Source organism: Rhizobium sp. 42MFCr.1 (assembly GCF_000377185.1).
GTDB lineage: Bacteria > Pseudomonadota > Alphaproteobacteria > Rhizobiales > Rhizobiaceae > Rhizobium > Rhizobium altiplani.
Window position 1 is genome coordinate 42539 of the sequence record NZ_KB897840.1, and the last position, 26403, is coordinate 68941.

The 26403-nt window shown below is 56.0% G+C and carries 22 protein-coding genes and 1 pseudogene; 11 read left to right on the forward strand and 12 right to left on the reverse strand.

From position 1 onward, the window contains the following. Nucleotides 1-187: 187 nt before the first annotated feature. Nucleotides 188-1609, reverse strand: a complete 1422-nt coding sequence (locus tag C934_RS0120510; protein WP_018858499.1) for a hypothetical protein — start codon at nt 1607-1609, stop codon at nt 188-190. Continuing rightward, a complete protein-coding gene (locus C934_RS0120515; RefSeq protein ID WP_018858500.1) occupies nt 1606-6624 on the reverse strand; it encodes an AAA domain-containing protein in 5019 nt (1672 codons plus the stop codon). Before C934_RS0120515 ends, C934_RS0120510 begins: the two co-directional genes overlap by 4 nt. A 597-nt stretch (nt 6625-7221) precedes the next feature. On the opposite strand from C934_RS0120515, the gene C934_RS0120520 reads away from it, so the two are divergent. After that, nucleotides 7222-7536, forward strand: a complete 315-nt coding sequence (locus C934_RS0120520) for a hypothetical protein (RefSeq protein ID WP_245267981.1) — start codon at nt 7222-7224, stop codon at nt 7534-7536. A gap of 196 nt (nt 7537-7732) precedes the next feature. On the opposite strand, the gene C934_RS0120525 is transcribed toward C934_RS0120520, so the two are convergent. The 5 genes from C934_RS0120525 to dcm all read right to left on the reverse strand — a co-directional run bounded on the left by C934_RS0120525 (nt 7733) and on the right by dcm (nt 11903). Then, entirely contained in the window at nt 7733-8359 is a 627-nt protein-coding gene (locus C934_RS0120525) for a hypothetical protein (RefSeq protein ID WP_018858502.1), read from the reverse strand. Nucleotides 8360-8483: 124 nt separating this feature from the next. Then, entirely contained in the window at nt 8484-8708 is a 225-nt protein-coding gene (locus C934_RS0120530; protein ID WP_018858503.1) for a hypothetical protein, read from the reverse strand. Between the two features lie 270 nt (nt 8709-8978). Further along, the gene (locus C934_RS0120535) at nt 8979-10208 is read right to left on the reverse strand and encodes a type II restriction endonuclease (RefSeq protein WP_018858504.1); all 1230 of its coding nucleotides are present in this window, start codon (nt 10206-10208) and stop codon (nt 8979-8981) included. After that, entirely contained in the window at nt 10205-10708 is a 504-nt protein-coding gene (locus C934_RS32235) for a very short patch repair endonuclease (RefSeq protein WP_335327686.1), read from the reverse strand. Before C934_RS32235 ends, C934_RS0120535 begins: the two co-directional genes overlap by 4 nt. Beyond that, nucleotides 10656-11903, reverse strand: a complete 1248-nt coding sequence (gene dcm, locus C934_RS0120545; RefSeq protein WP_018858506.1) for a DNA (cytosine-5-)-methyltransferase — start codon at nt 11901-11903, stop codon at nt 10656-10658. The genes C934_RS32235 and dcm overlap by 53 nt, the downstream gene beginning before the upstream one ends. Before the next feature lie 310 nt (nt 11904-12213). On the opposite strand from dcm, the gene C934_RS0120550 reads away from it, so the two are divergent. The 7 genes and pseudogenes from C934_RS0120550 to C934_RS33270 all read left to right on the forward strand — a co-directional run bounded on the left by C934_RS0120550 (nt 12214) and on the right by C934_RS33270 (nt 16582). Further along, on the forward strand, nt 12214-12408 hold the full coding sequence (locus C934_RS0120550; RefSeq protein ID WP_245267983.1) for a hypothetical protein: 195 nt from the start codon (nt 12214-12216) through the stop codon (nt 12406-12408). A gap of 126 nt (nt 12409-12534) precedes the next feature. Then, the gene (locus tag C934_RS0120560) at nt 12535-14271 is read left to right on the forward strand and encodes a hypothetical protein (protein WP_018858508.1); all 1737 of its coding nucleotides are present in this window, start codon (nt 12535-12537) and stop codon (nt 14269-14271) included. A gap of 133 nt (nt 14272-14404) precedes the next feature. Continuing rightward, nucleotides 14405-15019, forward strand: coding sequence for a hypothetical protein (locus C934_RS0120565; protein WP_156828774.1), 615 nt, complete (start codon nt 14405-14407; stop codon nt 15017-15019). Then, on the forward strand, nt 15016-15726 hold the full coding sequence (locus C934_RS0120570; RefSeq protein ID WP_018858510.1) for a hypothetical protein: 711 nt from the start codon (nt 15016-15018) through the stop codon (nt 15724-15726). The genes C934_RS0120565 and C934_RS0120570 overlap by 4 nt, the downstream gene beginning before the upstream one ends. A gap of 283 nt (nt 15727-16009) precedes the next feature. Continuing rightward, the gene (locus tag C934_RS34750) at nt 16010-16150 is read left to right on the forward strand and encodes a hypothetical protein (RefSeq protein WP_156828775.1); all 141 of its coding nucleotides are present in this window, start codon (nt 16010-16012) and stop codon (nt 16148-16150) included. Nucleotides 16151-16201: 51 nt separating this feature from the next. After that, nucleotides 16202-16333 (forward strand): annotated as a pseudogene (locus C934_RS36195) (transposase); the annotation flags it as partial. After that, entirely contained in the window at nt 16325-16582 is a 258-nt protein-coding gene (locus tag C934_RS33270; RefSeq protein ID WP_272481252.1) for a transposase, read from the forward strand. The pseudogene C934_RS36195 and the gene C934_RS33270, both read left to right, overlap by 9 nt. Nucleotides 16583-16911: 329 nt before the next feature. Here the strand turns inward: C934_RS33270 and C934_RS0120585 are convergent, their stop codons facing one another. The 4 genes from C934_RS0120585 to C934_RS0120600 all read right to left on the reverse strand — a co-directional run bounded on the left by C934_RS0120585 (nt 16912) and on the right by C934_RS0120600 (nt 20609). Beyond that, nucleotides 16912-17769, reverse strand: a complete 858-nt coding sequence (locus C934_RS0120585) for a hypothetical protein (RefSeq protein WP_018858513.1) — start codon at nt 17767-17769, stop codon at nt 16912-16914. Nucleotides 17770-17773: 4 nt separating this feature from the next. Continuing rightward, nucleotides 17774-18526: a hypothetical protein gene (locus C934_RS0120590; protein ID WP_026371964.1), complete on the reverse strand. Its 753-nt coding sequence runs from the start codon at nt 18524-18526 to the stop codon at nt 17774-17776. 622 nt (nt 18527-19148) lie between these two features. Then, nucleotides 19149-19556: a hypothetical protein gene (locus tag C934_RS0120595; protein ID WP_018858515.1), complete on the reverse strand. Its 408-nt coding sequence runs from the start codon at nt 19554-19556 to the stop codon at nt 19149-19151. 9 nt (nt 19557-19565) lie between these two features. Then, a complete protein-coding gene (locus C934_RS0120600; RefSeq protein ID WP_018858516.1) occupies nt 19566-20609 on the reverse strand; it encodes a hypothetical protein in 1044 nt (347 codons plus the stop codon). Nucleotides 20610-20713: 104 nt separating this feature from the next. On the opposite strand from C934_RS0120600, the gene C934_RS34755 reads away from it, so the two are divergent. The 3 genes from C934_RS34755 to C934_RS35745 all read left to right on the forward strand — a co-directional run bounded on the left by C934_RS34755 (nt 20714) and on the right by C934_RS35745 (nt 23826). Continuing rightward, the gene (locus C934_RS34755) at nt 20714-20878 is read left to right on the forward strand and encodes a hypothetical protein (protein ID WP_018858517.1); all 165 of its coding nucleotides are present in this window, start codon (nt 20714-20716) and stop codon (nt 20876-20878) included. Between the two features lie 291 nt (nt 20879-21169). Further along, nucleotides 21170-23242: a hypothetical protein gene (locus C934_RS0120610; protein WP_156828776.1), complete on the forward strand. Its 2073-nt coding sequence runs from the start codon at nt 21170-21172 to the stop codon at nt 23240-23242. 386 nt (nt 23243-23628) lie between these two features. Then, nucleotides 23629-23826 carry a hypothetical protein gene (locus C934_RS35745; RefSeq protein WP_245267984.1) on the forward strand — a complete coding sequence of 66 codons (198 nt, stop codon included), beginning with the start codon at nt 23629-23631 and terminating at the stop codon, nt 23824-23826. 8 nt (nt 23827-23834) lie between these two features. Here the strand turns inward: C934_RS35745 and C934_RS0120620 are convergent, their stop codons facing one another. Beyond that, on the reverse strand, nt 23835-25820 hold the full coding sequence (locus tag C934_RS0120620; RefSeq protein ID WP_245267988.1) for a hypothetical protein: 1986 nt from the start codon (nt 25818-25820) through the stop codon (nt 23835-23837). Between the last annotated feature and the right edge of the window lie 583 nt (nt 25821-26403).

Here is a 26403-nt window from a genome sequence, read left to right on the forward strand (position 1 = left end):
GCATGCTTAGCTTCAAAACACTCCCAGCCGAGGTGGCGGCTAACTTCCGATAACATTATCGGAACATACAAAAGCTTCGAGTTTGGCATTTTCCTGCGCTCACCCCCTCGCAAAGCCAGATGACGAAAGTTTTCGCGGTTGATAGTGAGCACACGTTCTCCGAGCCACCTCTTTGGATCATTCGAACTCACAGCTTTCGATACTGGCCGCTCCGATCGTCTATATGGCTGATAACTCCTTTGACGATTTCCGGGTCAAACGAGGCAAAGCCGAGCGGAACAGGATAACCGGAAGCATCTCCGATTGGCGCGTGAACTAAGACGGCGCAGAATAGCCCCGACACAGCCAAGATTTCGAGGGAACGAGGAAATTGGGGAGTATCGGTGATCATAACTTCATCGAAAGTCCGCTCGACGTAGCGTGCCGGCTTCCCAGCTGACAGGCAGAGTGCGCGTGGCTCCTCGCCGTCCTGGCTTCCAAGTTTCCGCTTGAGCGCCGTAAGCAGATCGCGAGTTTCCGAAGTCGCTCCCCATTGAGCTACTTGTGGCGCGACCGATATGATCTGTCGGACGACAGGTTCACTTTCACGCATGGCGTAGTCGAGCACAGAGTAAAGTCGCCTGACATTCTCCTGAAGATGTAAAGCCCCGGTGATGGCGATTGTTTTTCGGTCAATTCGAGCTTCACCCGCTCGTGATGCCGCCTCACGCCAATACCGACGAACGGACAGGCCGTTGCGGATCGTGTATTCCTTTAAGAAATCTGGAGCGAATTCGATTAGCAACTCATAACCGATGAAGGCTTCCATAGCCGCGGGGGTCGTTTCGCTCCTTTTGACAAAGATCGCTGCGGCTCTCTCGATTTCACGGCGATCTGCGACCTCGTGTGCGTCGCGCCATGACGAAAGATCAATGTCGGCACCGTTCGGATTATCGACAGTTGAGTGAATGCGGATGCGGACCGGAGCGGAGAACCGCTGCTGAGGCGTTACGCGATCAATCGAGTACAGGTCGATTTGATCGCTCCTCTCTTTCTCTGACCGCTCCGCAAGCTGACGAAAGAACATCTTGAAACGATCTGGAATTCGACCTTTGACCCTGCCTGCGTCCGCACCATCCTCCATAAGAAGTTCCGGAAGGGCATTTTCAACGTCGTCCAATCGACGCATATGCTGAGGGGCGACCGACATTAAATCAAAGCCAATCACACGCCGCCTCTGCTCCACCGAGAAAATTGTGGGTTCTGCTTCGCCATCCCGAAAAAGCTTGTCGCCCGAGATAGTCAGCCAAACCCGTCCTTCCCTTCGTTCGACGTACCCCGGCTCGATAGCCTCGTTCATCACATAAGTGAGATCAGCCTGACTGAATCCAAAGAACGCACCGATCTTTTCTTCGTCAATTCCTGGTGTTGCTTTGACAAGCCTGAGCAGAAACTCAAGCGTGGGGGTCAACAGCCCCAGTGCCGCAACCTTGAAACTGACTTCGTAATTGCGGCACGGCAGAAGAGCGTCAATCGTTCCTAGTTCAACTCTCCTGTCATGATCAGAGGTATCGATCTGTGCCGGCTCACGCCCCGGCAAAAACAGTGTTTGTCTTTTTCCGGTGCTCATAGCAGGTCTTTCCTTACTTCTTTGCCACGCTTGCCTCCATCGCCCGCAGCGTTTGGTGTCTGCTGAAGCGACTCAAGGACGTCCTCCGCCTCTAACACTGTCGCAGCGCCCGCCTTTATCTGTTTCTCGAAGTTAGCCGAAAGGCTTCCCATCGAGCTGTCACGCCGCCAGGCTTTACGAGCACCAACCAGTACCAATCGATCCATGGCTCGGCTAGCGGCGACATTGATGCGATTTGGGACCGTCAAGAAGCCGTCCTTGATGGTTTTCCTGCCGGCCTCAACCGGGCCGTCCCGGTTGTTTCTGACCAAAGACACAATGACTATGGGGTTCTCTTTTCCCTGATAGCTATCGACTGTTCCGACCTTGATGTGACGGTCAAGAAGCGAGCCGATCGGCGACTGGCGTAGCCGAGTTTCGACCAGGTTTCGCTGCGCCGCGTACATGCATATTATGCCGATGCCGATTGGATGGATGGACTGGGTCGTGAGCCAGTCCTTGAATGGAGTGTGGGACAACCAGCTCTCGAGCATTGCAACGATCGTGTCAGCCTCCCCGCGGTTTTGTTTACTGTTGCTGATCGATTTTTCGAAAGCGCTCTCGCCTAGACCGTCCGTAGCCACCCATACGAGCGGATCAGACATACCCGGCGGCAGCACCTCTGGATCGATCTCGCTCCTGCTTCTCCCGGGCAGCAAGGTTAGGTCGCCGTAAAATGTTTCCGAGACCAGTTCGCCGATAGGAGGGAGCATTCGGTATTGGGTCTGAAGCTTCGCTCCTGCCATCTTGCCATAGTCGGATTCGAAAACCCGCTCGAAATCACTACGCTTGATCTCCCCCTTCTGGATGGATGTCCGGTTGGATACCATCGTGACGACTTCGCCATCCACCTGGGGTTCAAGCTGCGCTTGGTCGCCAACCATCACAGCCCACCGCGCCGCCTGCAGAGGAACCAATAGTTCGCCGGCGGTGCAACGCGCCGCCTCGTCGACAATCACGAGATCAAACGGGGTCGTTGTGAGGCCCAACGAGCTTCGCCCCAGACCGACGCAAGTGCCAGCAACGATCTGCCTCGTTCCCGCCAAAAAGGTATCGAAGCTCCGGTTCGCTCTGGAGACACTCGAAATAAAGTCCTTTGCGATTGCGGCGACAGAGCGCAGATTATTGACGCGGTCGGGGCTCACGCCGAAGTTTTTTCCTGCTCGCCGAGTAATATGAAGGGCAACGCGCTCAGTCACATTGCGCCATTCAAGCTCGGTACCATCGTTGTTTGGAAGTTCCGTCTCCACGTCGATGGATTTTAGATGGTCTCTAATTGTTTCGATCAAACCGTTGACGCGCTGGCTGTCGATTTCTGGATTGGCCACCATGTCCGCGATCCGATCGATGACGGGCCTGACACGGCTTTCGAGTGCCACAATATCGGAAATCAATTCCGTAGGCAGCCCTAACGAGAGACCCGCCACGGCCATCCGCTCGGCGAACATAGCGGCGAAACGGTCTTTATAGCCCTGCTCAACGTGTGCTGTGTGATAGGGCCGGAGGGCTTCAGAAACCTGCCCGTCATTCATCCCCACACGCAATAAATCTGGCGGCACGCCGGTCTTTCGAAAAAGCTTCAAAACAGCTTCGGCTGCAGTGTTGACCGCCTCGTGGGATTGACTAGAGATAAGGACATTGCGTGCCAAGCCTTTTGTCAGCGCATAGTGAGCCAGTGCGGCGATGAAGCGTGTCTTACCTGTTCCAGGCGGCCCCTGAAGTATTCCAACCGGCCGCACGGACACGATCTGCCGGAAAGCGGCAAGCTGGTCGGAGTTGAAGCCGTAGATTTCCAGTTCATCGTCCTTCACATCTACCTTGATGGAGGTCGACTCTATATTCGAGCGAGGATCAAAGACGGATAACAGGTTTGGTGCACGACCATGTCCGTCGAGGATGCGCCCGACGGCACTGGACCGCCGCTTCAGGCTCTGCACCTCGAAATGGCTCACGAACCTGAGTCGTTGGCCTTCATCGACAAGGTTAGCACCATAGAAGGAGAATCCCGCATCAGGGATGATGACGACGAGATCAGGTTTCGATCGGTCCAAATCCAAACGCCCTATACGCCGCCAAGCGCCCTTCTTGTCGAGCCGTTCGACCCCCACGGTGTCGTCGCGAGAAAACTCAAAATCTCCGGAATCAAGTTCGATGACGACGCTGTGGCGGCCGGTCGTTTTGTCGAAACTGCTATCCAGTCTGGCTTCGCCCTCGGTCGTCAGTTCGTGCTCGGCATCCATTAGCGCGCGCCATAGACTAGGAACATCGACGTTCGCCGGCCTTTGTAAGGCGAGATATTCCTGGGTCTCCTCGGCAAGCTGGTCCTCCGCCTCGTCTTCCACAGCGGGCAATTCCACGCTGTCCGCCGCCACCTGAACCTGAGAAATTGAGTGGTCGCTGCTGCTCAGCTCGCGGTTGAGGCGCTCATGGACAACGGGATCGGCAAGGAGCGCGGCAATCGCAGATAGATCGGACACACTCTCGCCCGATACTTCGAGCGCGTTGTCGATCATATGAAACTCGAATTTCGCGGATCGTGCGATCCAACCCTGCTCGAGCTGTGTTCGCCGCCCGCTTACAGGCTTGCCTGTACCATCGAGGCGGAATGAGGCTTCTTCACATGCACCGCGGATCACAAAAAACAAACTGTTCGCGGGGTCACGCCGGAATCGGAGGAAAAGATAGCCTTCGTCCGACTCGAGTTTCCCGGATTTCGCACCGACAAGAGAGATGCGAAGGGTGGGGCGTTCACTGTCACTGTTCGCATGGAGCCTCTCGAGTTTATCGAGCGCGACGAGGACACTTTCCAACAGCGGGGCAAGTGTCGCCAATGCAGGCGTCTTTTCGCGAACGACCTTGATAGCGAGTACGATGTCAGCCGCGATCTCGGGTTGGATATCAGTGTTCGTCAGTATTTCTTCCGTGATCTTTGTCAGCGCGTAACGATCACGTTCATAGGCTGTGCCCACTTCTGGCGCGTATAGTGAAGATGTGATTTCTCCGTCGCTGGACGGAGAATAATCAAGTGCGTCGATGAAGATCGGCTCCGCCTCTGCACGAAGGACGATATTGCTCGGCTTGAGATCGCCGTGGGCGAACGCCCGGTCATGCAAGTTCTGAGCGTTGCGGATAAGGCCCGCCGCCAAAGAAAGCCCCTCCTCTGCCGTCCAGTTTGCGCTTTCAACGTCAGCAATCTCTTCTGCCAACGTGCGGCCGTCGATCCAGTCTTGCACCAGCCCCACCGCGTCGCCAAGCCACAATGCTTCCCTGACCGGCGCGAGACCTGGCAACGCATCTGCTTTTAGCTCACGTGCCCTATCGAGGAATGCAAGTACAGAGCCAGCCTCCTTCGTAATGTCGCCCCAAGCTGCCTGCTTCCAGAGCTTGACGATTGCGGTGCCATGGGAAGTAGTGGTTTGCCAGACGTCCAGCCTGTCAGTTTCAACAATAAGACTACCAATCTCTGGGTGCGCAGCGTTGAACTGTCGTTGCGATTTGAGTTCGCCTCGATACTGATCGAGCCTACCGAGCAACTTTCCGCCGCTCGGCTTGGCCGAGGTCAGCGAATTGAACGCTGATAAAGCCGCCGTCGCGTCGGCGAAGCGACCCGCCGGGTCCATGTCAAGCATCACGGAAAACCAAGGATGAAGGAGTACCAGCTCTCCGTCCTTGTCCACTTCGGGGTTCCATTCAGGCGGCTCGCCTGCAGGAGCAACGCCGAAAAGAAGCTTGTGGACTGTCACTCCGAGCAAGTAGACATCTTTTCTCTTTGGTCCTTGGTCCAAGCCGAACACGTCTTCCGGTACCATCGAACTGGATAAGAATTGATATCTCGACTGACCAAGAGACTTAGCGTCCGGGAACCGCGCCGACATCAGATGTGAAAGCCTGACCGAGGTTGGGGTCTCCAACCATATGCTGTGGTCTCCGAGATCAAGGTGCGAACTCTCTTGGCCATGCATTGTCGCAACCGCGTAGAGCAGCTGTCGTGCTAACTCCAGCCGCTCTTCCACCAAAAGCCTTGGAGCCTCTGTTGTAGCAAACTCGCCTAGCCGCTTCATCCTGCGCCGGCGATCATACACCTCCCAGTAATCCACACCGCGATCGGGATCATCTACTCTCGGGGTGAGCAATGAGCGCTCGATGGTCTCACTTCTGTCTTTCAGCCAGTGGTAAACCTGTTGCTCACGACCTGCGATTTCCAGTCGACCTTCCTGAGTCTGGAACCTACCATCTGGCGATTTCGTAAAGTCCCATAGACGGAGAACGCCAAGGCTCGCTCGATTTCCCTCCTCCTCCGCATTATACTCTCGATAAATGTCCGTTGGATGGACGAAGGTTGCACTATCCTCCGCGAGAAACCGCTGAAACCGACGCCGGCCGCCTTTGAATGGGGAATTTGCACCCGCATTAAAAAAACGACTGAGTTTGTCCTTCCAAAACGGTTCGGTCAGTGGCCTTACCAAAAACGCGGCGGCCACATCCCCAAACGTCTCGCGTTGCTTTGCGTCCGACTTCACCTGCTTGATAAAGTCGTCGAGATGGAAGACTTTTTCCCTATCCAAGCCTTGGATTCCGGAAATATCCGGTCCAGCTGTCAAGAGAACCAAACCCGTTATTGAGGGGGTAGGTTCGCTTTTTGTCTCGGGTCGCTTCTTCAACTCATGAGCGAGTCGAATCGACACTTCTCGCGCTATCCCGTTTATTTTTTGAACAGGTGAGCTGTCCCGATCTTGGCCGTTTTGACGCCATCGGCCATCGCGTTCCTCGATTTTTCCGTGCCAGTCCTTAATGTCGACCAGGAAAACTCGTCGATCCGCCACGATTATCATATCGATCTCACGTGCCTTGCCCGGGCCCAGAACCAGATCAAGGTTAGTAAACGCGAACCAAGGACCCGGCAGTTCTTTTTTAAGCCGCTCGACCCCCTTCACTTCTCTCGGGTGCACTCCGTTGCCGCAATTTCGGATGTCCATGCTGTTTGATTCCCTCGTCCTCAGCGTGCAATATAACGGGGCCGAGAATTTTGCGTAAAGCGTGCTTCCAAAAATACTGTGTTGACTACGGTGACTTTTGATCAGTGTTTTTACTTTCCCACAATCGGGAGAGTTTGGTGTCTGTTTGCCGCTCAACGAGCTGGACTAGCGTATCAATAATGAGTTTCCCCGGCGACGCTTCGGTTGGCTGGTCGAGGTCAGGAGATCGAGGGGAGTTGATCGGCTAAGCAACTAAAGTGCCTAGAATGCGCTCCGCCTCCAGTATAGCACTGGGGAATGACGAGAACTCGTTGAAGCGTAGGGGAGGTTTGGCTATCACCAATCAAACGCGCGAAAGTTTTTGGGAGGTCTTCCCACACCAGCTATCATTTTTGAACAGCAACGGGTGTTTTGAACTGCCCGCTGGGTGAAGATCGCCTAGCGGGCCAGCGCAGGGAGGGTGTCATGCCACGGGGGAAACCGCAGCCACGCCGTGCAGTTGCCTGGCCGGAAATTGAGGTCGGTGACTGGCATGGCGAGTTCGCTGGTGCCCCCTCGGGCAACATCGGTCAGCAGGTTCGGCCGGGGCCGCCAATCATGGTCGTAGAATTTACCTATTTGATCCTGGGAGCGGTGGTCATTTCGCCGATCAGCAAAGTCCGATGGCCAGCCGTGATCTCCTTCTGGGTTCCAACGGCGTTGACTCCCAACAGGGAGGAGGCTGGCTTCATGTTTAAATCTGATCAGATTCCGTCCGTGAATATCAGCTTCGAGGTCACCCGGCAGCAGTTCACCGAGACTTGCTGGCTTTTCAGAGAAAAATTGCTCAAGGACTTTCATTTCCGCCTTGCGCCTGGGACAGATAATCATTGGCCGCTGGAGAGCTGGGGAGCGAGTTTTCGGGTTGATTGACGCAACGGCAGATGGCTCGCCAATGGTGTTGCCGCTCGCCCCAGATGCCAAACCAACATTTACACTAGACGAGGTTCATGACGGGTCTCGGAAGTAGAGCTCGTCGTCACGGGAAATGGCTTGTGCTGGCTGCGGAGCAAGCTTCGGTCCCTCGCCAAAAAAATATGCCCGCCCCGCCAGCAAAGATCGCTATGCGTCACGATTGCTTGTATGTGTCCGCGGGCACGATCCTGCGCAATATCACACCAATGTTCATCCGCTGCTGACCCGGGTTTAGATGGTCGTACCGTTTCGTGATGCCGTAGCTTTGTGCAACCGCGTATAGTCGATCCAAATCGAGCTTGCCCTGGACTTTAACTTGGCCATTTAGCCAAACATTGAAATCATCGTTTGCGGTGCGAGCGAGCCAAGCTTCGCGTTGCTCTTTCGAAACCCGCATAGTGCTGCGCTCTTCACCTTCGCGCCGATACCCACTGCCGCTGCTAAACAGACTAGGCCGCGTTATCTGCAGGTTTTTACGATCGTGAGCAAATCGGACAAACTCCAACACTTGGCGGACGGCATGGCCGATAAATTGCTTGAATCGCTCGTCGGCAGCCTCGTCGCCAAATTCTTTGACAAGGAAGGGGGCTAAAGGCTCTACAGCGACGCGATCGAGATCACTGGCGGTGATCATGCGTATCACGTTGTAGGGGTGGGTAACAAACTCAAGCGCAGATTGCCCAAGTTCGCTCTCTGCCAGTTCACGGAAATGTTGAGGGTCATATGTGAAGGCAGTGAGATCAAAGTCCAGATATTTCTCAAAATTGAATGGGCATTCCATGTGTGATTTTCCCTGCACGGTTAATTCATAGCCTTGATATGTACATCAGTTTATACCAAATCCAAGGGCCTTTTTTGGTTTTTTTGTGAGAGCCCCCAACCGTTCACGAAGAGCGTCGATCCGATCAGCCGGCTTGGAGATCGTCAATCAGCTCGTCAATTTTTGCACGAATGTCATGTTCGACCGAATTTAGCGCCATGGCTTTCAGTAGATAGTCAAGCACGTTTTGTCGGTCGCTAGAGGCGATGTCGGATGCGTTCTTCGCCGCTAGCTCCCGGTTAAGTGCGGCAGCATCATCGGCCGAAAAGCTAACTCCGCCGTCGAGGTTGAGAAATTCCTGAAGGGTCATGGCGCGTTTCCTTCGCAGAGAGTTCGGATTTCATATTGGAGTTTATAGTCTGTGCTAGGCGTTCCGAACCTGTGGCTGGTCGTAAACTGGCGGTTATAGACAGTTTGACGCCGCGCCGGTGCGGCTGTTCGAGGGATTGCCGTGGTAGGCGAGTTCCTTGGCCTCCTGCAGCGCCAAGATGAAGCAGACGGGCGCGCTGGTTTTGGGCTTTGATCGCGGTAATCCACGAATCCGACCTCAGGTTGGCATCTGGACGAGCAGCAAGGTTGTTCAGGATTGCCGCGCCTGCACCAGTTCGATGAAATCTGATACCTTCATCAGAGAACCGCGCTGCACGGCCTGATAGCTGCCATGCACCCGCTCAGGTAAAACGAGTTGCAGCTTTGCCCGTTTCATCTCGTCGGTTTGGGCAACGGAGATTCCCGGCTCAAGGGTAAGCAGGTGTTTCTCTTCGATCCGGTCCGCTTCGCTCAATACCTGCCGCCAGCGGTCCTTACAGCTTGTTTTCGCGCCAAGCATCGTTAGCTTTGAAACGGGCCAGGACGGGTCATGATAGGCGGCTTCATCCGGGAACAGGAAGTCCGGTCCATTGCGTTTTTCAGTCGTGGCCTCACGCTTGTAGATGACGCCGTTCTGCTTCAGAAGGGCTTCGATATGGTTGCCGAGTGCCCATCCAGCGCGGGATTTGCGCCTGTTCTGGACGCTAAGTGAGAATTTCACGAAGTCCTCAACGTCCGCTTTGCCGTCGGTGATGAAACCTCGTTGAAGCCGGTTAGCGACGATATGGCGTTCAAGTGTCATGAAAAGCCGCTCTTCGAGGTCCATCCATTCCAGCAGCGCCAGATCAGGGTCGGCTTTGGCATCGACCTCTTTGGCAAGTCGGCGCGTATATTCAGAGAATTCCCGAGTTCCAGGAAAATTGGCTCCGAATTTTGCCAGTAGCTGGTCCAGCCACTGATCTTCAGTCGCGATGACCTCAATATCAATCAGTTCCAGAATATAGCGGCTGACAAGGTCAAGGCCACGCCCGCCGTCCTGGCGATAGTCGCGCTGCGAAATAGAATTGTCCGCTGTCAGACCGAGGCCGAAAAGCCAGAGAAGCTGCTGCTCGATTGAGCTGCCCTGAGCGCAGAAGAGGGCAACAAGCGCCCCTTCGCGCGGCATGCAAAGAAAGAGCGTATCACCTGCCTTGGCGCGATAGACGACATCTTCGGACGCCGCCGGATAATAAAGCCGGTATTCCGGCTCGCGGTGTGTCTGCCCCTTGCGGCTGTCGTACCACGTCCCGGTCAGGGGAAGGCTGACGGGCGGCTCCTCGTCGCTAAGCCAGACATAGGTGACATCGATCCTTGTTTTTTCAGATGGGGAGCCGAGAAAGGCCCTGAAGTCATTGATACCCTGAAGCTCATGCCCGCGAGAGACCTTCGGATCGACTTCGGTGCCTTTCAGCGTCTTTGCGCCAACGCCCACAAAATAATCTGACAGGGCACCCTGTTTCATAATGTCTCCGAGCGTATTTCTAAACTTGTAAAGTCCGACCTGATCCATTGGACTGTGCGGGCAATTGTCTCATCGAGGCCGATTTGACCGGGCCCACGGAACGCGCATTCCCAGATTGAAAGCTGTCGCCAACCCTGATCAGCCAGCTGGACCGCTACTTCCGCATCACGGTTGCGGTTACGATCTATTTTTGCCTGCCAGAACTCGGTTCTTGTTCCCGGCACGCGGAAAAGCGAGCAGTCATGACCATGCCAGAAGCAGCCGTGAACGAAGATTGCTGCGCGATATTTTGGCAGCAGCAGGTCGGGGCGACCCGGAACATCGTGGGCATGCAGCCTGAAGCGAAAGCCCTGCCTATGCAGAGCCTTTCGAATAACCAGCTCGGGCTTTGTGTTCACGCCCCTGATACCGGACATCATCCGGCTCCGCGTCTGCTGGTCTACGACATCAGGCAACTTCTCTGATTTCCTCTTCGGCGATGACTGGAGCGTCGCTTTCATTTCCGAGAATAAAAGGCACCATATGAGCGGCAATGGACTGAACTACCGGCGCAACGACGGCATTGCCGAACTGGCGATAGGCCTGCGTATCAGATACGACAATTTCGAACGGCTTCCCGCCAGGCTTTTCAAAGCCCATCAGACGCGCGCATTCGCGCGGCGTTAGACGGCGGGGGTTTCTGTCCTTCTGATGGATGAGGATTTCGGAGCCGTCCTTGTGGTAGCGAGCCGAAAGGGTGCGGGCGACGTCTCCCGGTCCGAACAGACCAAAGCCGAACCCATTTCCGGCAAGCCGGTGCTTTTCGGCGTAGTTCTGGAGATAGGTCCAGAGATGATTAGACAGCGTGTAACGGTCGAGTACCTTGCCATCGAGGCCGCTAGTAAAGCGCTCATCGGCTTCTTCGCTGCCGTCTTCCGGATGCAGGATTGATCGTAGGGACGGATTACTGTCAGCGGCTGGCAGCCTCATCGCGTCGAAATCAAAATCATTGTCATCGAGGAACCCGACGATGAAAATGCGCTCGCGATGCTGCGGAACCCACGCGCGCGCATCAATGATGCGCGTCTGCACGTTGTAGCCGAGGTCGTCCCGCAGCGTCCGCATGATGATGTCAAAGGTCCGGCCTTTGTCATGACTCTTCAGATTCTTGACATTCTCAAGCAGGAAGGCCTTCGGCCTGTGATGCTGAATAATGCGGGCGACATCAAAGAACAGGGTGCCCTGTACATCGCATTGGAAGCCGTGAGGACGATTGAGCGAGTTTTTCTTAGAAACGCCCGCAAGCGAAAATGGCTGACATGGAAAGCCCGCCAGCAGCACATCATGGGCCGGGACATCTGCGGCTGGAATGGCCGTGATGTCGCCAGCCAGCTCATGATCGATTGCGTAATTTGCGCGGTATGTCTTCTGCGAAAAGACATCCCATTCCGAGGTGAAAACGCATTTCCCGCCCATCGGTTCGAATGCGCGCCTGAAGCCACCTATGCCCGCAAACAGATCGACAAACCGAAACGCACCCGATCCAGCAGAGGTTTTGTCGGCCACCTTCTTTCGCAAAAGCTCCATGACCGGCTTTCGCGGAGACGTGTCTCCGCTTTCCCAGCGGTAGACCGTCCGTTCGTCGTACCCCATCTCGCGGGCTACATCCTGGATGGAAAGGCCCGCCTGCTGTCTGAGTTCGGAAAACGGTGTCATGAGTGTCCTTTCGGCGTGAATCGCTGGGAATCTTTATGACATATTGACACGAGAACATATGGAGAACAAGATTTTTTGGAGGAAAGAATCCACATCTATTTCAGTCGGTTGAGGATCACTCTGCAAAGCCAGCGCAGAACGAGCACTCTAGTGCAAAGTAGGCCTAGCAGCGTAAACATTCGGAAATTATACCGCGCACATTTACGAAATGTATAGCGAGTATTGAAAACGCAATTTTTCTCTATATATTCTTCGCATATTCGCGAAAGGTACACGGAATATGCGAGACAAAAGAGACAAATTTGTTGAATTGGCGGAGGCGCGCGTCAACCGCGCGATCAAGGATGTCAGGCTTATCGGCAACCTCGCCAATCGTGGCGCTTACGCCTATGACGATGAAGACGTGAAAAAAATCTTCCGTGTGCTGCAGAAGGAACTGGATGCGGCAAAGGCACGCTTTAGCGGTGACGCTGGCGGCAAAGATAACGAATTCAAGTTGGGATGATTGAGGTTGAGGGGAAGGGCCACTATGTGGAAATGGATATGGCCGAGTGTTGGGCCTACACCGAGCTCGCAGAGCACTGACAGCGAAATATACGACCGGGCGGATTATCCGTACACGGAAACTTTCGTGCGCGAGGCGATCCAGAACACGCTGGATGCGCTCCTTGACCCGAATGCCCCCGCCATAATCAGCTTTCGCTTTCATCAGGGAGACCTGTTGAAGCGACGTGAATACCTCGCAGAGACTGTCAAATTCCGTGGGCAGGCCGAATTTCCGGTCATCGAAGAGTGGAACCAGGACAAAATCGACTGGGTCACGATTGAGGATTTCAATACGCGCGGCCTCGGCGGTGATCTGGATGACCGCTTGGGTGACTTCTGGAATTATTGGCTCAATTTCGGCGTATCGAACAAGGAGGGCGCGAAACGGGGCGGCCGTGGTATTGGCCGCGTCACCTTTCTCATCGCGTCACGCATGCAGACAGTCATTGGCCTCACCCGCCGCCATGTCGACAAACTGCGCGCCTCGTGCGGCATGACCCTGCTGAAGACAATGCGGGTTGAACCCGGCGGGCCGGTGCGCACCACCCACGCCTACTTGGCGAACGATGTAAAGGGCGACATTTTCGATCTTCACGAAGCAGAGGAGTTTGACGACGGACTGGCACAGGCATTTTGCCTGGACGGATATGGCTCTGATCCCTATCGAAGTGGTCTGGCGCTCGTCATTCCCTACCCGCATGCTGATCTGACGGCGGATAAGGTGATTGCCGCATCGATAGAGCATTTCGCGCCTGCCATCATAAATGGCTCGCTGGTCGTCAAAGTCGACAATGTTACGATTGACGCCATCTCGATCGACGGCGTTGCGTCGGAGCATAGTGACAGCATCCACGCGCCTGCGATCCGGCAGGATGCGCAGCGCTATCTTGATCTGATCCGTGCAGCCGGCACGAGCAGCTTCACGCTCGATGTTGATCTTGCGAAAGGTGTTGGTGCACTTCGCGAGAGTGACACTGTGAAGAAGATGCAGGAAGCGTGTGAGGAAGGATCGCCGGTCCCGCTGACACTGAACTTCCTGCTGAAAAAAGGAAGCGCTTCGCTGCATGTCACGTTGAAAACAGTGATTGCGAAGACGCCCGAGAAAGCACTGCCGATTGATCGCCTGTTTCGCGAAGGCATGAGTCTGCCGGATGTGAAATCATCTGCGCCGGGAGAGCTTGACGTTGTCCTGCTCATCGATGACGAAAATCTCGCGACATTCCTCAATCTTTGTGAGGGCAAGGCGCACCTCGATCTGCTGGAGTCGAAGGAGGTCATAGCGAAGCTGGAGAAGAAGGGATATCACCGCCCCCTTCAGGTGAAGCGGTTCATCAAGGGACTGCCTTCCGAACTGCGCACATTGTTGACCGCCGACGTGACAGAGCCTGACATCGACGTTTTTGATGCCTTCTTCTCACTGCCGGATGAAACCTCTCAGACGAAGAAACCCCGTGGTGGAAAGCCTGAGGTCAATCCACCGCCACCACCTCCTCCGCCGCCACCCCGTATCTCCCCGTTGGTTGTGGAGACACTCGACGACGGATTCCGTATCACAGCCAATCCCGAGTTTGCCGAATGGCCAGTCAATCTCTCGATAACTATGGCGTATGCTGACGGTTCACGCAAACCTGCTTGGAGCGTCTACGATTTTTCGCCGAACGATCTGGAGACAGAGACGCAGGGCTGCAATCCTGCGTTTGTGAATAACAAATTTACAGCACAGGATTGCAATGCCTCGCTGAAGGTTGCGATCACTGGCTTCGACGCCCGGCGGGAGCTTGATACTCATATAAAGGTCTGGAAGCATGCGCAGAACGATTAGACTGACAGGGCGGCGACAATTACCCCGCAACAGCGTGAACGTTGCCATGCGTGAAATTGGTCGCAAGAAAGTCCTGACGCTCGCCATCCGTGAGCCGAAGGTATTCAAAGGCTTTCCGGCAAATGCGCGACTGATGGTCAAGCTGATTGAAAACAAGCAGATGGAACTTGTCGATTTCGGCACTCTTAGCGAGCCAAAAGCAGCGGTCGATCTCGAAAACCAGGGCTATCTCGATCCCGGATGCCAACTCCGAGTTGCCAATGCTGAAGGCGAGCGATTTGGCGTGCTGCTGGGTAGTACGCAACAGTGGCGGCTGAACTCAGACGATGACCAGCAGGAGGGCGGCGTCCGCGGCCTGCTTAATTTCCTGCCGGCCAAAATCGCGCCGCGCGCGTGGAAGCTCTGCCTCGAAGAGAATACGCATCCTGTGATCCAGATCGACAATCGCATTCCCAACCCAAAAGTGTGGGCAAAGAACGATCCGACCTTCGTGAGTACGATCATGCCAGCGATCATTCACCAGATATTCGATGATATTCTACAGCATCAGAACCCAGAGGACACTGATTGGATGAACGACTGGCTGAAATGGGCAGACCGTCTCATGCCCGGAAATCAGAGGCCGTATGACGCGGATGCGCGGGAGCGGCGCGAGTGGATTGATGGTCTGATCGACAGCTTCTGCAGCCGACACCTGCTATCGGACCGGCTTATCAATGAACTCACGCTGACGGGAGGTGCGGCATGACATTCGATGGGCTTTACGAATTTACCGATGCCGGCATGACCGCGTTCCGGCAAGCATTCGAAGGAACACTTGCCGAGGATGCAATTGATCCGGTGAAAGCCGGAATCGCGAAGAAGATACCTGGCACAACAACACTCACTGTCGTGGATTGGACCAGCTCTGAAGAGATGGCAAAAGCGATCCTGGCTGCCGCCGGATCGGCGAGCATCAATGTGCTGCTCAACAACACGAATGTCTGGGCTTGGTTGTCTTTTGTCTGCAGGGATGCAGTCTACCCACTTCAAAAGAGTGGCAAGCGTAAACTCGGTGAGATATGGCGCTGGTATCCGAGCGATCCTGGAGATTTTCAGAAGGGGCAGCGGCATCTGATCCGCATGCCAGTCATACTCTATCATTCATTCGGGGAGGACGCGCGGCATCTGCTTGTGGGGGAACCGTCGGTTCCAGGCGAGTTGCGTGAACAGCTGACCAGCCAGCAAGACATGTTTCATCCCTCGTTTCAAAAGGTGGCGCGCCTTCTCTACTTCGACACTGCCTCGGGCAAACTCCGTCGCGGTGCCGGCGGAAAGAAAGGTGGATCATCGCGGCGTCTTGCGCAGCTGAGAAAGCAGCTTGATGTGACGTGGGACCTTTTCGCGCTAACTCCGGAACAAATCCTCGAGAAACTGCCGAAGGAATTTGAGAACTTCAAGGCACTGGCTTCATGAGGCAATTTTCCCTCGAGAGACCCGCCGGTGGACGGGTCGTCCGGAGCTGACCTCTCCCCGCAGCGGAATCAAGGGTTGCAAAGAAATAGTTGCCGTCCCATTGAAGCAGGCGCGGGCCTCGCAACACTAGGGAGCCAGATACACCTAAACATCATTGTTGCCAACGCAAAGCGTTTCCGAATCCTCGGTGTCGCGACCATTCACAACAACTCGTCGGTAAGTCTCCGGATAGAATTGGTGGGCATTGAAGAGCGAATTGCATTCGACCTCGGGGAGGTTCACGATGACATCGACTGAACGTCCCGAATCCGACATCGAACACCCCGATTGCCCACCGCCGGTGTGGGGCGAATGGTGGCCTGAGGCTTGGGAGCAGCGGGAACTGGACAACGCCGACGCGGAAGTGTCTTCACCTCTTCCGTGAAGCAGACTCAAAGCCCACCCCGAGCTCCGCGCTCGTTCAGAGGAACTCTGGCCGGTCAGAACGGTGGTCGAGGCGGTGCTGTATCTTCTGCGTAGCGGTTGCCAGTGGCGGCTCTTGCCGCCTGGCTACCCGCCGCGCGCGACCGTCCATCGCTGGCTCATGGCATGGGTCGCAATGGGGCTGATCGAGCGGATCAACCGCGTCCTCGTCGGGTTCGACCGCCGCCGCGCTGGGCGCGACACGCGGCCTTCGGCCGCCGTCATCGATGCCCAGTCGGTCAAGACCGGCGAAACGGCCGGCATCCGCGGCTATGACGGAGGAAAGAAGATCAACGGCGTGAAGCGTCACCTGCTGGTCGACATTGACGGACGGCTGCTGGAAGCGGCCGTGCCACGGCCGACATCCGCGACAGTCGAGGCGCAGTGCCGCTGATGCGGCACAATCGCGGCGCTCATCGCCGAAACTCGACATGGTGTTTGCATGCCGCCTACCGCAGGAAAGCGGTCGGCGAGGCTGTTCCAGGCCTCACCGTGACATTGGTCACGGGACCTCCGAACGAGAACGGCTTCATCGTCCAGAAGCAGCGATGGGTCTTGGAACGCACCACCGCCTAGATCAACCGAAACCGCAGACTCGCCAAAAACTACGAACGGCGGAGTGACACCGCCGAGGCATTCATCCTCCTCGCCGCGGCAATATACTTGTCAGGCGCATCGCGACGGAGTCAACATTTTGAATTATGGGACAGGCTCTAAGGTAAATCACGATCCCGGGGCGACCTCGACCTTGCCGGTCCACGCACCGATCGCCGCTGACTGGTTGATACTCACGCGCTTGGGTGCCAGTGAAATCGAGTAGGTCCGCTTTTGCCCGCCTGGCAAGGTAACTTCACCCTTGTTCGCGATCATCAACGGCAGGGGGCCAGAAGCGACGACGCCGAGTGGAAGGTCGAAGCTCTGCGGTATGCCGAGATTTCCGATCCCCTGAAATCCGATGCTGATGGTCATGTTCACCTTAGGCGGATCGACCACTGACACCTGATAGCGGAAGTTTCCGCCATCCTGGATAAGGTCGAGGTGTCCCGTCACCTTAAATTGCGTATTTCCGTTTGCGCCGATGATCCCTCCAAAACCACCGCCTGGCGGGCAGGCGTTGAAGAGGCCGGTACGCCGTCCCTTGAAATGCCAGTGCGCTTTCACATTCACTCTTACGTTTACATCGGCCGATATCGCCATCGTGTTGGGATTAGGGAAGCTTGGTGCAAAGTTCGCCAATACCGCATCCGCTTGGAAACCGTCTGGATAGCCAAGTTCCAGGAATGAATTGCACCACGTCGGGCCGTCTTCCCAGAATTTTCCGTTCGCGGCGGTGCTTCGAACGTGAATAGTTCTCTGTCCCGCTGGCGCGGCGTTGATCGCAGCAACGGCCTGAAGAACAGGTGCGACGGGAAGTGACACCTCGATGTCCGCATCGGAAACCCCGAGGTCCTTCATTGCGCTAACGACGTCTCCCCGCGCTGCCTCAACCTGCGACTCGAGATCGTCGGCAGCGTATCCATTCCCCGGGGGCATCAGCGCGCCAGCTAAAAGGACAGTGGCGATTGATTTGTAGTATCGCATCCTCTCAACCTCCGTGTTGGACGTTCGCGTAAATATAAAGTCCTTCAGGCATTGCGAGGATGCGTGAAAGAGTCACCTTTCCTGAAGCTGAGTAGGCAGGAACCTCAATGACCCCGCTGACACCGGTTACCTTGAAGGGAACTTGGGTCGCGGCCGTGTTGATGGCGGATGTTTGGGTAATAGGAATGCTCACCGATCCAAGAGCTTCCGCCTTGTTGATGTCGTCAACCAAGCGCGTCTGGAGTATGTCCTTGACCATGCCGCCAAGCGTAAAGTCTAGGAAGCGCCAGGAGACCTTCGGAACCAAGCTATCCACGTGAACACGCAGCTTCAGAACGCCGGCGTCGAGCTGTGGCTCGATCCTCGCGACCGTCTGGACATCCGCCTTTACACCTGACTTGTCGGCCGTCGCCGAAAGTGACAGGCCAGGGAATCCTGGCCTGAAATCCGACCGAATAGTCTTCACAGTCAGCTTGATGCCCTCGGCATTCGGAATAGGTACGACCATGCCATCGAACGATGCCAAGAGGCCGTCGATTATGCCCTTCGACACGAAGACTCGTGCGATCGTCGGATCGGGTTTGTCTTGCTGTGTCTTATGCCAAGTCTTGAAGTCGTTCAGTGCCTGAAGTTCTGACTTCAGTTCGTTCTCGTGTTGAGTTTTTATTGCGCCTGCCGTGTCCCTCTGTACAACGGCTAGACCCGCCAAAACGGCGACTGCGGCCAATCCGCCAAGGACCACTAACCATGTCTTCATCCGCACCCCCTCTGGCCGATTGAAGTCACCTATGCTTGCCCTGATAGGTTGCTCTTATACAACCAGATAAGAAGGCACACAAGCTCAACCAAAAGGCGTACCCGACAGAGAATCCGTCGCCGCCAGACTCACGAATGGTCATCGAAATGACGAGGCGTGGATGGCGATCAAACTCAGCAAGGTTTCTCGCCCAACGTTTGGACGCTCGAATTCCAGAGTTTGCACGAAGCCGTATTCGAACTGCGCCGTCACTTCTGCCCGACCTGCATGTCCGGCGGTGAATGGTGGTAGCGCCACGACCAAGCGGGTCGATCCTATGTGGATGCACCTTCTGGCACGGCAACTCGACCGAAGAGCGACGTGACATTTGACGGCTCGTCCGGAACCTGCCGCGCGCTCTGGGCGCGCCGTCGCCAGAATTTGTCTATCTCCCGAACCTTCAACACGAAGTCCTTTCGGGGATCATAATAGTCGGGGTCGGCTCGGCAAGGGCAGCTGGTACCCTGCGCAAATTCGCTCAAGTTGGTCGACAGTACGCTTAAAGTGGGAATGTCATCAGGTATGGCGCTTTAACTCGCGAATGTCACTGCGTGTGGACGCTGATGTTTCGATAAGGGCCACATCAATAAAATGCGAGCTTGAAATCGCCCTGCCCCGGACTGAGGCAGTACATGGAGCTGTGGTTCTGGATGACGAATGTCCTGATGACGATGGTGCCTGTGACGAACTCGACCTTGTCTATTCCGAACTGCCAGAAGCCTGCGGCGGACAGGACGTCAAACTTGTGAACCGTCTCGGGGACGCCTGTAATCGTCGTCGTCAGGATTTGTCGTTGCGGACACGGATGGAACAGGCTGACGCTTGCGCTGCCGTGTTGGTGGATGTCGAAGCAAGTATGCCCGTCGCCGCAGCTCTGTCCCTGCTCCCATTTCACGGTCGAATTTCCAGTCAACCGATCTTTGGCCGTCGCAGGAATGGAAATCAGGCCGAGGATCAAGGCTGTAACCGGGATACGCCAAGTGAAGCGCATGCGTTCCTCCTAAGTCGGTGACTGGACCTTGAGCAGCTTGGCCATGAAGATGCAGTCCCAGTAGCAGGACTGCTGCCAAGCGGGGAGTTGACCGGGATCGACGTGGTTGTCGCGCTCCCACTGCCACTGGAAGAGCGGCGGTGTCGGGAGCTTGTCGGGTGCGGGGCATCGCTCAAGCGTCTGGCGGATCACCTCCGCCCTGTCCTTGCCGGCCAGCCACGCGAAGAAAGCGTTGCCTTTGTTCTCGGGCTTGGCGGCGAGGTCTTCCGCTTCTTTCTTGTAGGCGTTGTCATCGCCGCTGATAAGGCGGCGTAGCAGGATGTCGACGGCATGAAGGTGTTGGGAGTAACCGGGCTTGTTGTTCGAACTCAGCCACATGAACACGCCTTCCCACTTCACCCAGCTAGCCGCTGTGCCTCTGATGCTGCCGTCGGGAAGGACGGGCATTCCCTTCTTGTCGTGGAGATAGTCGAACGTCAGGCCGAGCGCCGCCGCATCCCCGGGTCTGACGACACAGCCGTACTGTTCAAGACAAAACCACGCGATGTTGTGATTTGTTAGCCTGTTGAACCAATTGACGCCCCAAGGAGCAAAGTTCTTGTAGACCAATCCGTTCAGCCAAGTTGCCCATTTTATCGCGCGGTCGACGTCGCCCTTTTTAACGAGGTATAACTGCACACCCAGAGCCATATCAGGAGAGAAGGAGGCGTCGCCTCGATCATTGTGGCCAAGAAGTCTGATCCGAGGCGATCGGAACCATTGCCCACTCTTTGGGTCCTGCGCGTCGATGACGGCCTGACAACCCCGCTCGTCTCCCGCATAGCAGAGCAGACCATTGAACATGGTCATGTCGCCGTCGTCGCAGGGCTGGTTCGGGTCCGTGGTGGCCTTCGTCGGCGAATCGAAGTTGCCAACCTTGCAGTGGGGCGCTTGCGCTTCCCAAAAGGCCATCCGCTGTTTCAGCAGGTCCTCCTGGGATTGCTCAGCTGCCGCCAGATCGGCGGTCGCCAGTGTAGCTACGATCGGAACGAGGATGCGTGCGAAATAAGACATACTGACCACCGCTCAAGATCGGGAAGGACACCAACTCGAAGCTCGATTTTTCCGGGAATACTAGCCGAGTCCAATCGGCTTGCAAGGAGGGAGGACTACAATCATTGGAGGTAGAGACGCGGTGTCCCGATGCGATTCCCGAAGCAATTTTCCTTGGCGATCATTTGCTCTCACATGGTGTTCTGCAAATGATCCGCCTGCCCAACAAATACCTGCCGCCCGAGCGCACGGTGATCTACATCGGCGTCGAACCTGGCTTTGCCCATTGAGGTCGAACGTACGCCGAGCAACATTCTGGCCATCTCAACGTGGGCCGGGGAATCCCGATGATGCTCCTTGGAACCCCGTAGTCGGGCGCACAATCATGAGACAAGGTGCACTAACTGCTGTGCCATAACCTAAAGTAGGCATTGCCCGCCGCAGACCCCAGTTGAGATTCCCGCCAAAGGCGGTATATTTTTTGCCATTCTCGTAAGAGTGCATTTGGCATTGCTGGTTTGCAGGTCACGTTGTCTAGGAGGGGAACGATGGCGACTGCCTACACTTGCATGGGATGGAGCGTGGTCCTGCTGGCGACATCGGGCGTGCTGTTCGCCTTCGCGCCTGACAGCACTCGCGCTTCACAGAAGCAGCTGACCGAATACCAACGGGCTTCGATCGTCAGGACTGCAAACCTGGTACGGGGTCGCAGCGTCCCGGGATCATGGTCCGGCGGGGTGTTCCTGTCCGAAGACGGGATAAACGAGCTTCTCAATGGCTTGGCAGGATCGGAAATCAGATACGATCCGGCCACCCGGCCAGATGAAGACACGACGTTCACCGTCAAATCCGCCCATCTTGATTTCTCACCTGGAGTGGCAAGCGGAACCATATCCTTCACGGCCAGGTCGGAAGTCCGCAAAATACAGGCCGACTTCAAGGCCGAAGCGACCCTCGTCTTCCGCCAGTTCTCCACTAAGGACGGCAAAACATACGCCGATTTCTACCTCAATCTCGGTAAGATCAGTGGCGACATATCCTGGATATCCAAGCATTTCTTGAATTTGAAGCTCAATGGCTGGGCGGCCGAGCTTCTCGCGACCGGCGTCTCCGCCTACCTCAACAACAACCTTCCTCTGTCGGTCCCCCTCCCCAACATCTTCGGTCTCAATTCGGAGGCGAGCGTTGTCCAGCGGCTCCCCACGGGGGAACCGAAGTCGGACAACTTCGCCGATGTCCGCGTCTCCACTCCAAAATACATCGTGCGTAACAGACTGGTTTTCGAGGAACCCATCGTCACTGGAAGAGGTCTCTGGATTGTCGCCGACGTCGGAGCCGAAGACGCTATCCAGCCACCGCAGTTCAAGGCACTCTCCAGCGTCACCGACAAAGAGGTGGCCGCCGCCCAGCGCGAACTCCGAAGCCTCAACGAACTCAATGCCAGCAGCGATTTCGCGACGTGGATCAATAGCAAGGCGTTCGAAACGATTATCGGGGCGTACGCAAAATCTCCGGATGCCGTTCGCACGGTCACCGTCCAGTCCACGAAGGTGGCAGGGAACTTCGCGGCCAAGAAATGGCGCGACAATCTCCTTGGCAGTGGAGGCGCGTTCGCCCGCTTCGGCGGAGACGGCGCTCTGAACGGGAGCATGCTGATCAAGGACCTGAGCGCCGGCGCGGCAAAGGACGGCGGTGTAGCAGTCTCGGGTCGACTGCAAATGCATACGGACTCCAATATTCACGTACATGTAGACCCTCTCGTCGGAGGAGGTGCCGGGACAGGTGCGAAGCTGTTCGGCGACGCGGAAATCGGGATCGCCACGGAGGTTCGAACGGACGTCGTCAAGGTGGATGGCCACCAGCTTGCTGTTTGGCAGCTAGGCGACTCCTGCGAGCCGGTCTCCATCGGAGTGAAGACCGACGGTGTCCTCAAGATAAACGGGGTTTTCAGAGCGGACGTACCTGCTCTCAGCGGCAAGTTCACCGGGCGTATCGGCGCTGGCAGCTTCCCTCAACAGCTTCTTTTCTCCGACGTCCCTTACGTCATTTCCGGCCGGGCTCCCGACGGCAAACCGATCACGGCCAGCTTCGGCGGGCAGACCTACTCGTTCAAGCCTCAATGGGCACAGGCAAGCATTAGTGTCCTACCGCAGAAAGCCAGCATCCGGCAGGCAGGCTTCCTGATCAGCTCCCAATTGAAGATCGACTACGATCCCAAGGATGTATCACCCCTTCCCCGCGACCAGCGGGACGCAACGCTCTCACGCAAACTGGCGGCAGCCGCGCCAGTCAAACCATGCATCGCGGACTGGCGGCTCACGATGGCCCTCGGCGACATCAGTTTCTTCGACACCGGGCCGTTTAACAAGGCGATGCACGAACTCTCGCCCGAAAAGCTAAAGGAGTGGATCAAGGACCCCGTGAACTCGTTCGCGAGGAGCGATGTCGGCAAGGCCACCTCGCAAGTCCTCGATAGTTCAGGTAAGATCGTTCAAGATGCCGGGAAAATCGGTCAGCAAGTGATTACCGAAGCCCCAAAGGTTGTCACCCAGACGATAACCGAGGCCCCAAAAGTCGTCACCCGGACGATAAATGAGGGGACTAAAGCCATTCAAAAAAAAGCAGACGACATAAAGCACGGGAAGTTTTGGTAAGGAAAGGCCCCCCTGCTAAACACCCGATCCAATTGTCTGGACGGAGACGAACCCTGCGAGCCTGGAAAAATACGCACCCCGGACAGACAAAGAGCAATTTGACAACGGCTATACGGAACTGAAGGCGCAGACCAACCAAATAGCCAGACCTGCCTACACGATAACAGTTCCGACGATATCTGGTGGTGGTATTTCATTTGGGGGGATGGGTGGGTTTCGCATTGGCACCAAAAACGAAACGGTTGCCGCTGCGATTGAACAGGGACCTCGAGCCGGCTGATATTCGAAGCCTGGATCGAAACCCAACTCGCTCCGACATTGACGAAGGGCGATGTCGTCGTCCTCAAGAGCGAGCGCGCCGCCCAACTGATCAAGCAACGAGGCTCATGGTTACTGTTCCTGCCAGCCTATTCCCGGATTTGAACCTCATCGAGATGGCATTCTCCAAGCTCAGGACCTTACTGCGAAAACGTGCTGCACGAAGCTTCGACGCAATAGCAAAAGCGTTGAGCGAGATTGTCGGTCTTTTCTCCATTGATGAATGCCTGAACTTCTTCAGAGCCGCAGCGTATGAGGCCGAATAGGTGCGACGCTAATGCTTGTCGGACTCGCTTCGGGCAGGGGAAGGCAGGTTACTTACCCGTTCTCGAATGCACGCTTTCAAGTCGTCGACCGCGTCCTCGTCGGCCCTCGGACTCGGCATCTTGCACGCTTGCAGAAGGAAGGCGTCTACTCGGGGAGTTTCCCCAATCCCTTTCTGAAGATAGCTCAAGAGATTCATGTATTGTAGAAAGCCATAATCGTACTCCAAATATTGCGTTCCCCTGTGGGCGCGCCGCGATCGCAGCGAGAGTACCTGATCGTCATCGTAGCCGTAGCCTTTGACGATAGCCTTCACATAGTCGATCGAGTTAGGCTCGCCATCTGAGCAGCTCTCCCTGAGGAATACCTTGAGGGTAGCGTCCGTGGTTGCCGTAAACCGAACGTTGTCGATCTCCGTCTTCAGTCGGGCGATCGGCAACAGCTCTTGTTGATCGGCCATTGCCTCCTCAATGAAGGCGGGCCAAGGGTGCCGTTCCACGGTGTAGGCCGCCCCCTCCCATGCGGCTCCCTCCACGGGGGCTCGGGATCGCTGATCTATCGCATGCTTCATCTCGTGCAACATGGTGGAAGAGAAGCTCACGAGGTTCTGCTTCACGCCAAGGGAAAGCGTGACATCCCCGCCTAAAGTAAACTGGTTCTGGCCCACGGTCAGTATGATGGGCGCGTCCGGAATCAGAGATGCTATGTCGAGCCTATAGCCGCCGTATTCCCTTTCGACGAACGCTCGCTGCTTTTCCCACATGTCCAAAATCTGCTTCTTGTCGGTTTCACGTACGGGCTCTCCTTCCGCGTAGTCGCCGCCTACCATTGGCTGGTTCTTGATCGCCTCCCTGACCTTGTTCGCAGCAGCTTCAGCGCCTGCTCCGTCGAGTGCGTCGAGCAACGCGTCCTGCATCTTCGCCGGCCGGTTTTCATTCATCAGCCTTTCGATAATTTTCTTCCGCTGCTCGGGGGTGATCGCCATGAACCCCTCCGGAAACATCCGCTCGAACGTCTTCACGCCGAGGGAACGCATGTCAGAAAGCCTTCGGGCCGCTACATCCTCAAACGCCTGCGCGTAGGACTCCATCGTTTCAGAGCCATCGGCGTTTGAAAGCAGGTCGGCCGTGAATGTATCCCAGGCCGCGTCACGGCTGGCTTTGCTGAAGACCGTGCAACGCTTGTCTCTGTCGGGCAACGCTTGGGTACGGGTGAGATAAAGCCTTCCGATCTTCAGAATTCGCGCAGCCGTCTCCTCCGATATCCCGTACTCTATGAGCGCGTCGTGATCGAATTCAGGCTCGTAGTCGTAGTAGAACGCGTCGAGTGTCCCGACATTGACGTCGCGGAATTCCGGGAACATCGACGCATTATATGCGTCGAGCAGCACCTCGTCGGACTTGAACGGACGTATGTTGGCCGGCAGCTTGTAGAGTCCGGTATAGTCCATACCCCCGCTCCTTCCGACCGCGGGCTTGTCCCCATGCTTGCCTGCCCTCGTCGCGAAATAGGTTTTCTCCCGAATGGCCCGCTCGGTTGAGGTTAGTTTGTCGTCAGGTATCTTCCGAAGGCTATCCTCGATCTGCTGATACCATTGACCCAAAGCGGCGTAGAATTCGTGATCCACCAGGGGAACGCCTTCGATTGGCAGGCCGTCCCACCCCCGCCATTCCGGCTGGTTGTAGAGGAGATACCCGCGACTAGCCGTTTTTCCGAGATAGATATCGATCAGAAGGTGCTTGAGCTCGGCGTTCGGTACGTCACGTGACATCTTGAAGCCGTTCGGCAGATCGGATTGGTAGGTGAAGCCCAAAATCCGATCGATATTTTCGACCATGGCCGGAGATGGTCTGTTCAATAACTGATCCTCTTTCGTTCGCAGTCCAGACAGCCCCCAGGACTCTCGGTCAGCGGCAAGGACCGCTTCCGCGCGATTCTCCAACGCCGCACGCAAATCGGGCGTAAGGTCTTGCCAAGACGTACCGTCTGGAACCATGTCGAGCAACTGTTCGATACTCGGGGCTGCCACAGCTTTCGATGTAGGCTCTTGGCTTCCTGCCTGCATCGTCAGACAAAGGAAGCCAACCAGCAGAAATGACGAAGTCTTCCGACACCTATTCATATCCGTTCCCCCCAATGCCCACGTGAACTCGATTGGTTCCGCCTGCCCGCAGATGCTCGCGAAATTCGGTGACGCGCGGTTCCCCGGTTGGAATCAGCGTTCAAGCACAAGCAAAATACCTCCCGACGCGGGCTTCTTCAATTCAGACATTCTAGGGAAGGTTGTTTTGATTTTTTGCACCAACCACTTTGCGGATGCCCGGGAAATCGTACGAACATCTCAACAACCTGCCCTTCGAAAGAAGGACTGTGTGGCCGCCCAGATAACTTTCTGCGAGCACCGTCGCTGACTGGGGCTGCTGGTCGATTGACTCGAAATTCTCCGTTCTGGAGAAAAGAGGTGAAATCGAGTGAAGAGTAAGAAGACGCGCTTCTATGAACTCAAACTAGGCAAGGGCTCGCCGTTGAGGCGTATGTGTGCGGATACCCCATTTGGGCGCTTCGAATGATGACGCCGT

Coding starts and splice junctions, on each gene's coding strand:
- C934_RS0120510 (WP_018858499.1), bottom strand. CDS start 1,609: ATGAGCACCGGAAAAAGACAAACACTGTTTTTGCCGGGGCGTGAGCCG.
- C934_RS0120515 (WP_018858500.1), bottom strand. CDS start 6,624: ATGGACATCCGAAATTGCGGCAACGGAGTGCACCCGAGAGAAGTGAAG.
- C934_RS0120520 (WP_245267981.1), top strand. CDS start 7,222: ATGGTCGTAGAATTTACCTATTTGATCCTGGGAGCGGTGGTCATTTCG.
- C934_RS0120525 (WP_018858502.1), bottom strand. CDS start 8,359: ATGGAATGCCCATTCAATTTTGAGAAATATCTGGACTTTGATCTCACT.
- C934_RS0120530 (WP_018858503.1), bottom strand. CDS start 8,708: ATGACCCTTCAGGAATTTCTCAACCTCGACGGCGGAGTTAGCTTTTCG.
- C934_RS0120535 (WP_018858504.1), bottom strand. CDS start 10,208: ATGAAACAGGGTGCCCTGTCAGATTATTTTGTGGGCGTTGGCGCAAAG.
- C934_RS32235 (WP_335327686.1), bottom strand. CDS start 10,708: ATGAAAGCGACGCTCCAGTCATCGCCGAAGAGGAAATCAGAGAAGTTG.
- dcm (WP_018858506.1), bottom strand. CDS start 11,903: ATGACACCGTTTTCCGAACTCAGACAGCAGGCGGGCCTTTCCATCCAG.
- C934_RS0120565 (WP_156828774.1), top strand. CDS start 14,405: ATGGTCAAGCTGATTGAAAACAAGCAGATGGAACTTGTCGATTTCGGC.
- C934_RS0120570 (WP_018858510.1), top strand. CDS start 15,016: ATGACATTCGATGGGCTTTACGAATTTACCGATGCCGGCATGACCGCG.
- C934_RS34750 (WP_156828775.1), top strand. CDS start 16,010: ATGACATCGACTGAACGTCCCGAATCCGACATCGAACACCCCGATTGC.
- C934_RS33270 (WP_272481252.1), top strand. CDS start 16,325: ATGGGGCTGATCGAGCGGATCAACCGCGTCCTCGTCGGGTTCGACCGC.
- C934_RS0120585 (WP_018858513.1), bottom strand. CDS start 17,769: ATGCGATACTACAAATCAATCGCCACTGTCCTTTTAGCTGGCGCGCTG.
- C934_RS0120590 (WP_026371964.1), bottom strand. CDS start 18,526: ATGAAGACATGGTTAGTGGTCCTTGGCGGATTGGCCGCAGTCGCCGTT.
- C934_RS0120595 (WP_018858515.1), bottom strand. CDS start 19,556: ATGCGCTTCACTTGGCGTATCCCGGTTACAGCCTTGATCCTCGGCCTG.
- C934_RS0120600 (WP_018858516.1), bottom strand. CDS start 20,609: ATGTCTTATTTCGCACGCATCCTCGTTCCGATCGTAGCTACACTGGCG.
- C934_RS35745 (WP_245267984.1), top strand. CDS start 23,629: ATGGTTACTGTTCCTGCCAGCCTATTCCCGGATTTGAACCTCATCGAG.
- C934_RS0120620 (WP_245267988.1), bottom strand. CDS start 25,820: ATGGTTCCAGACGGTACGTCTTGGCAAGACCTTACGCCCGATTTGCGT.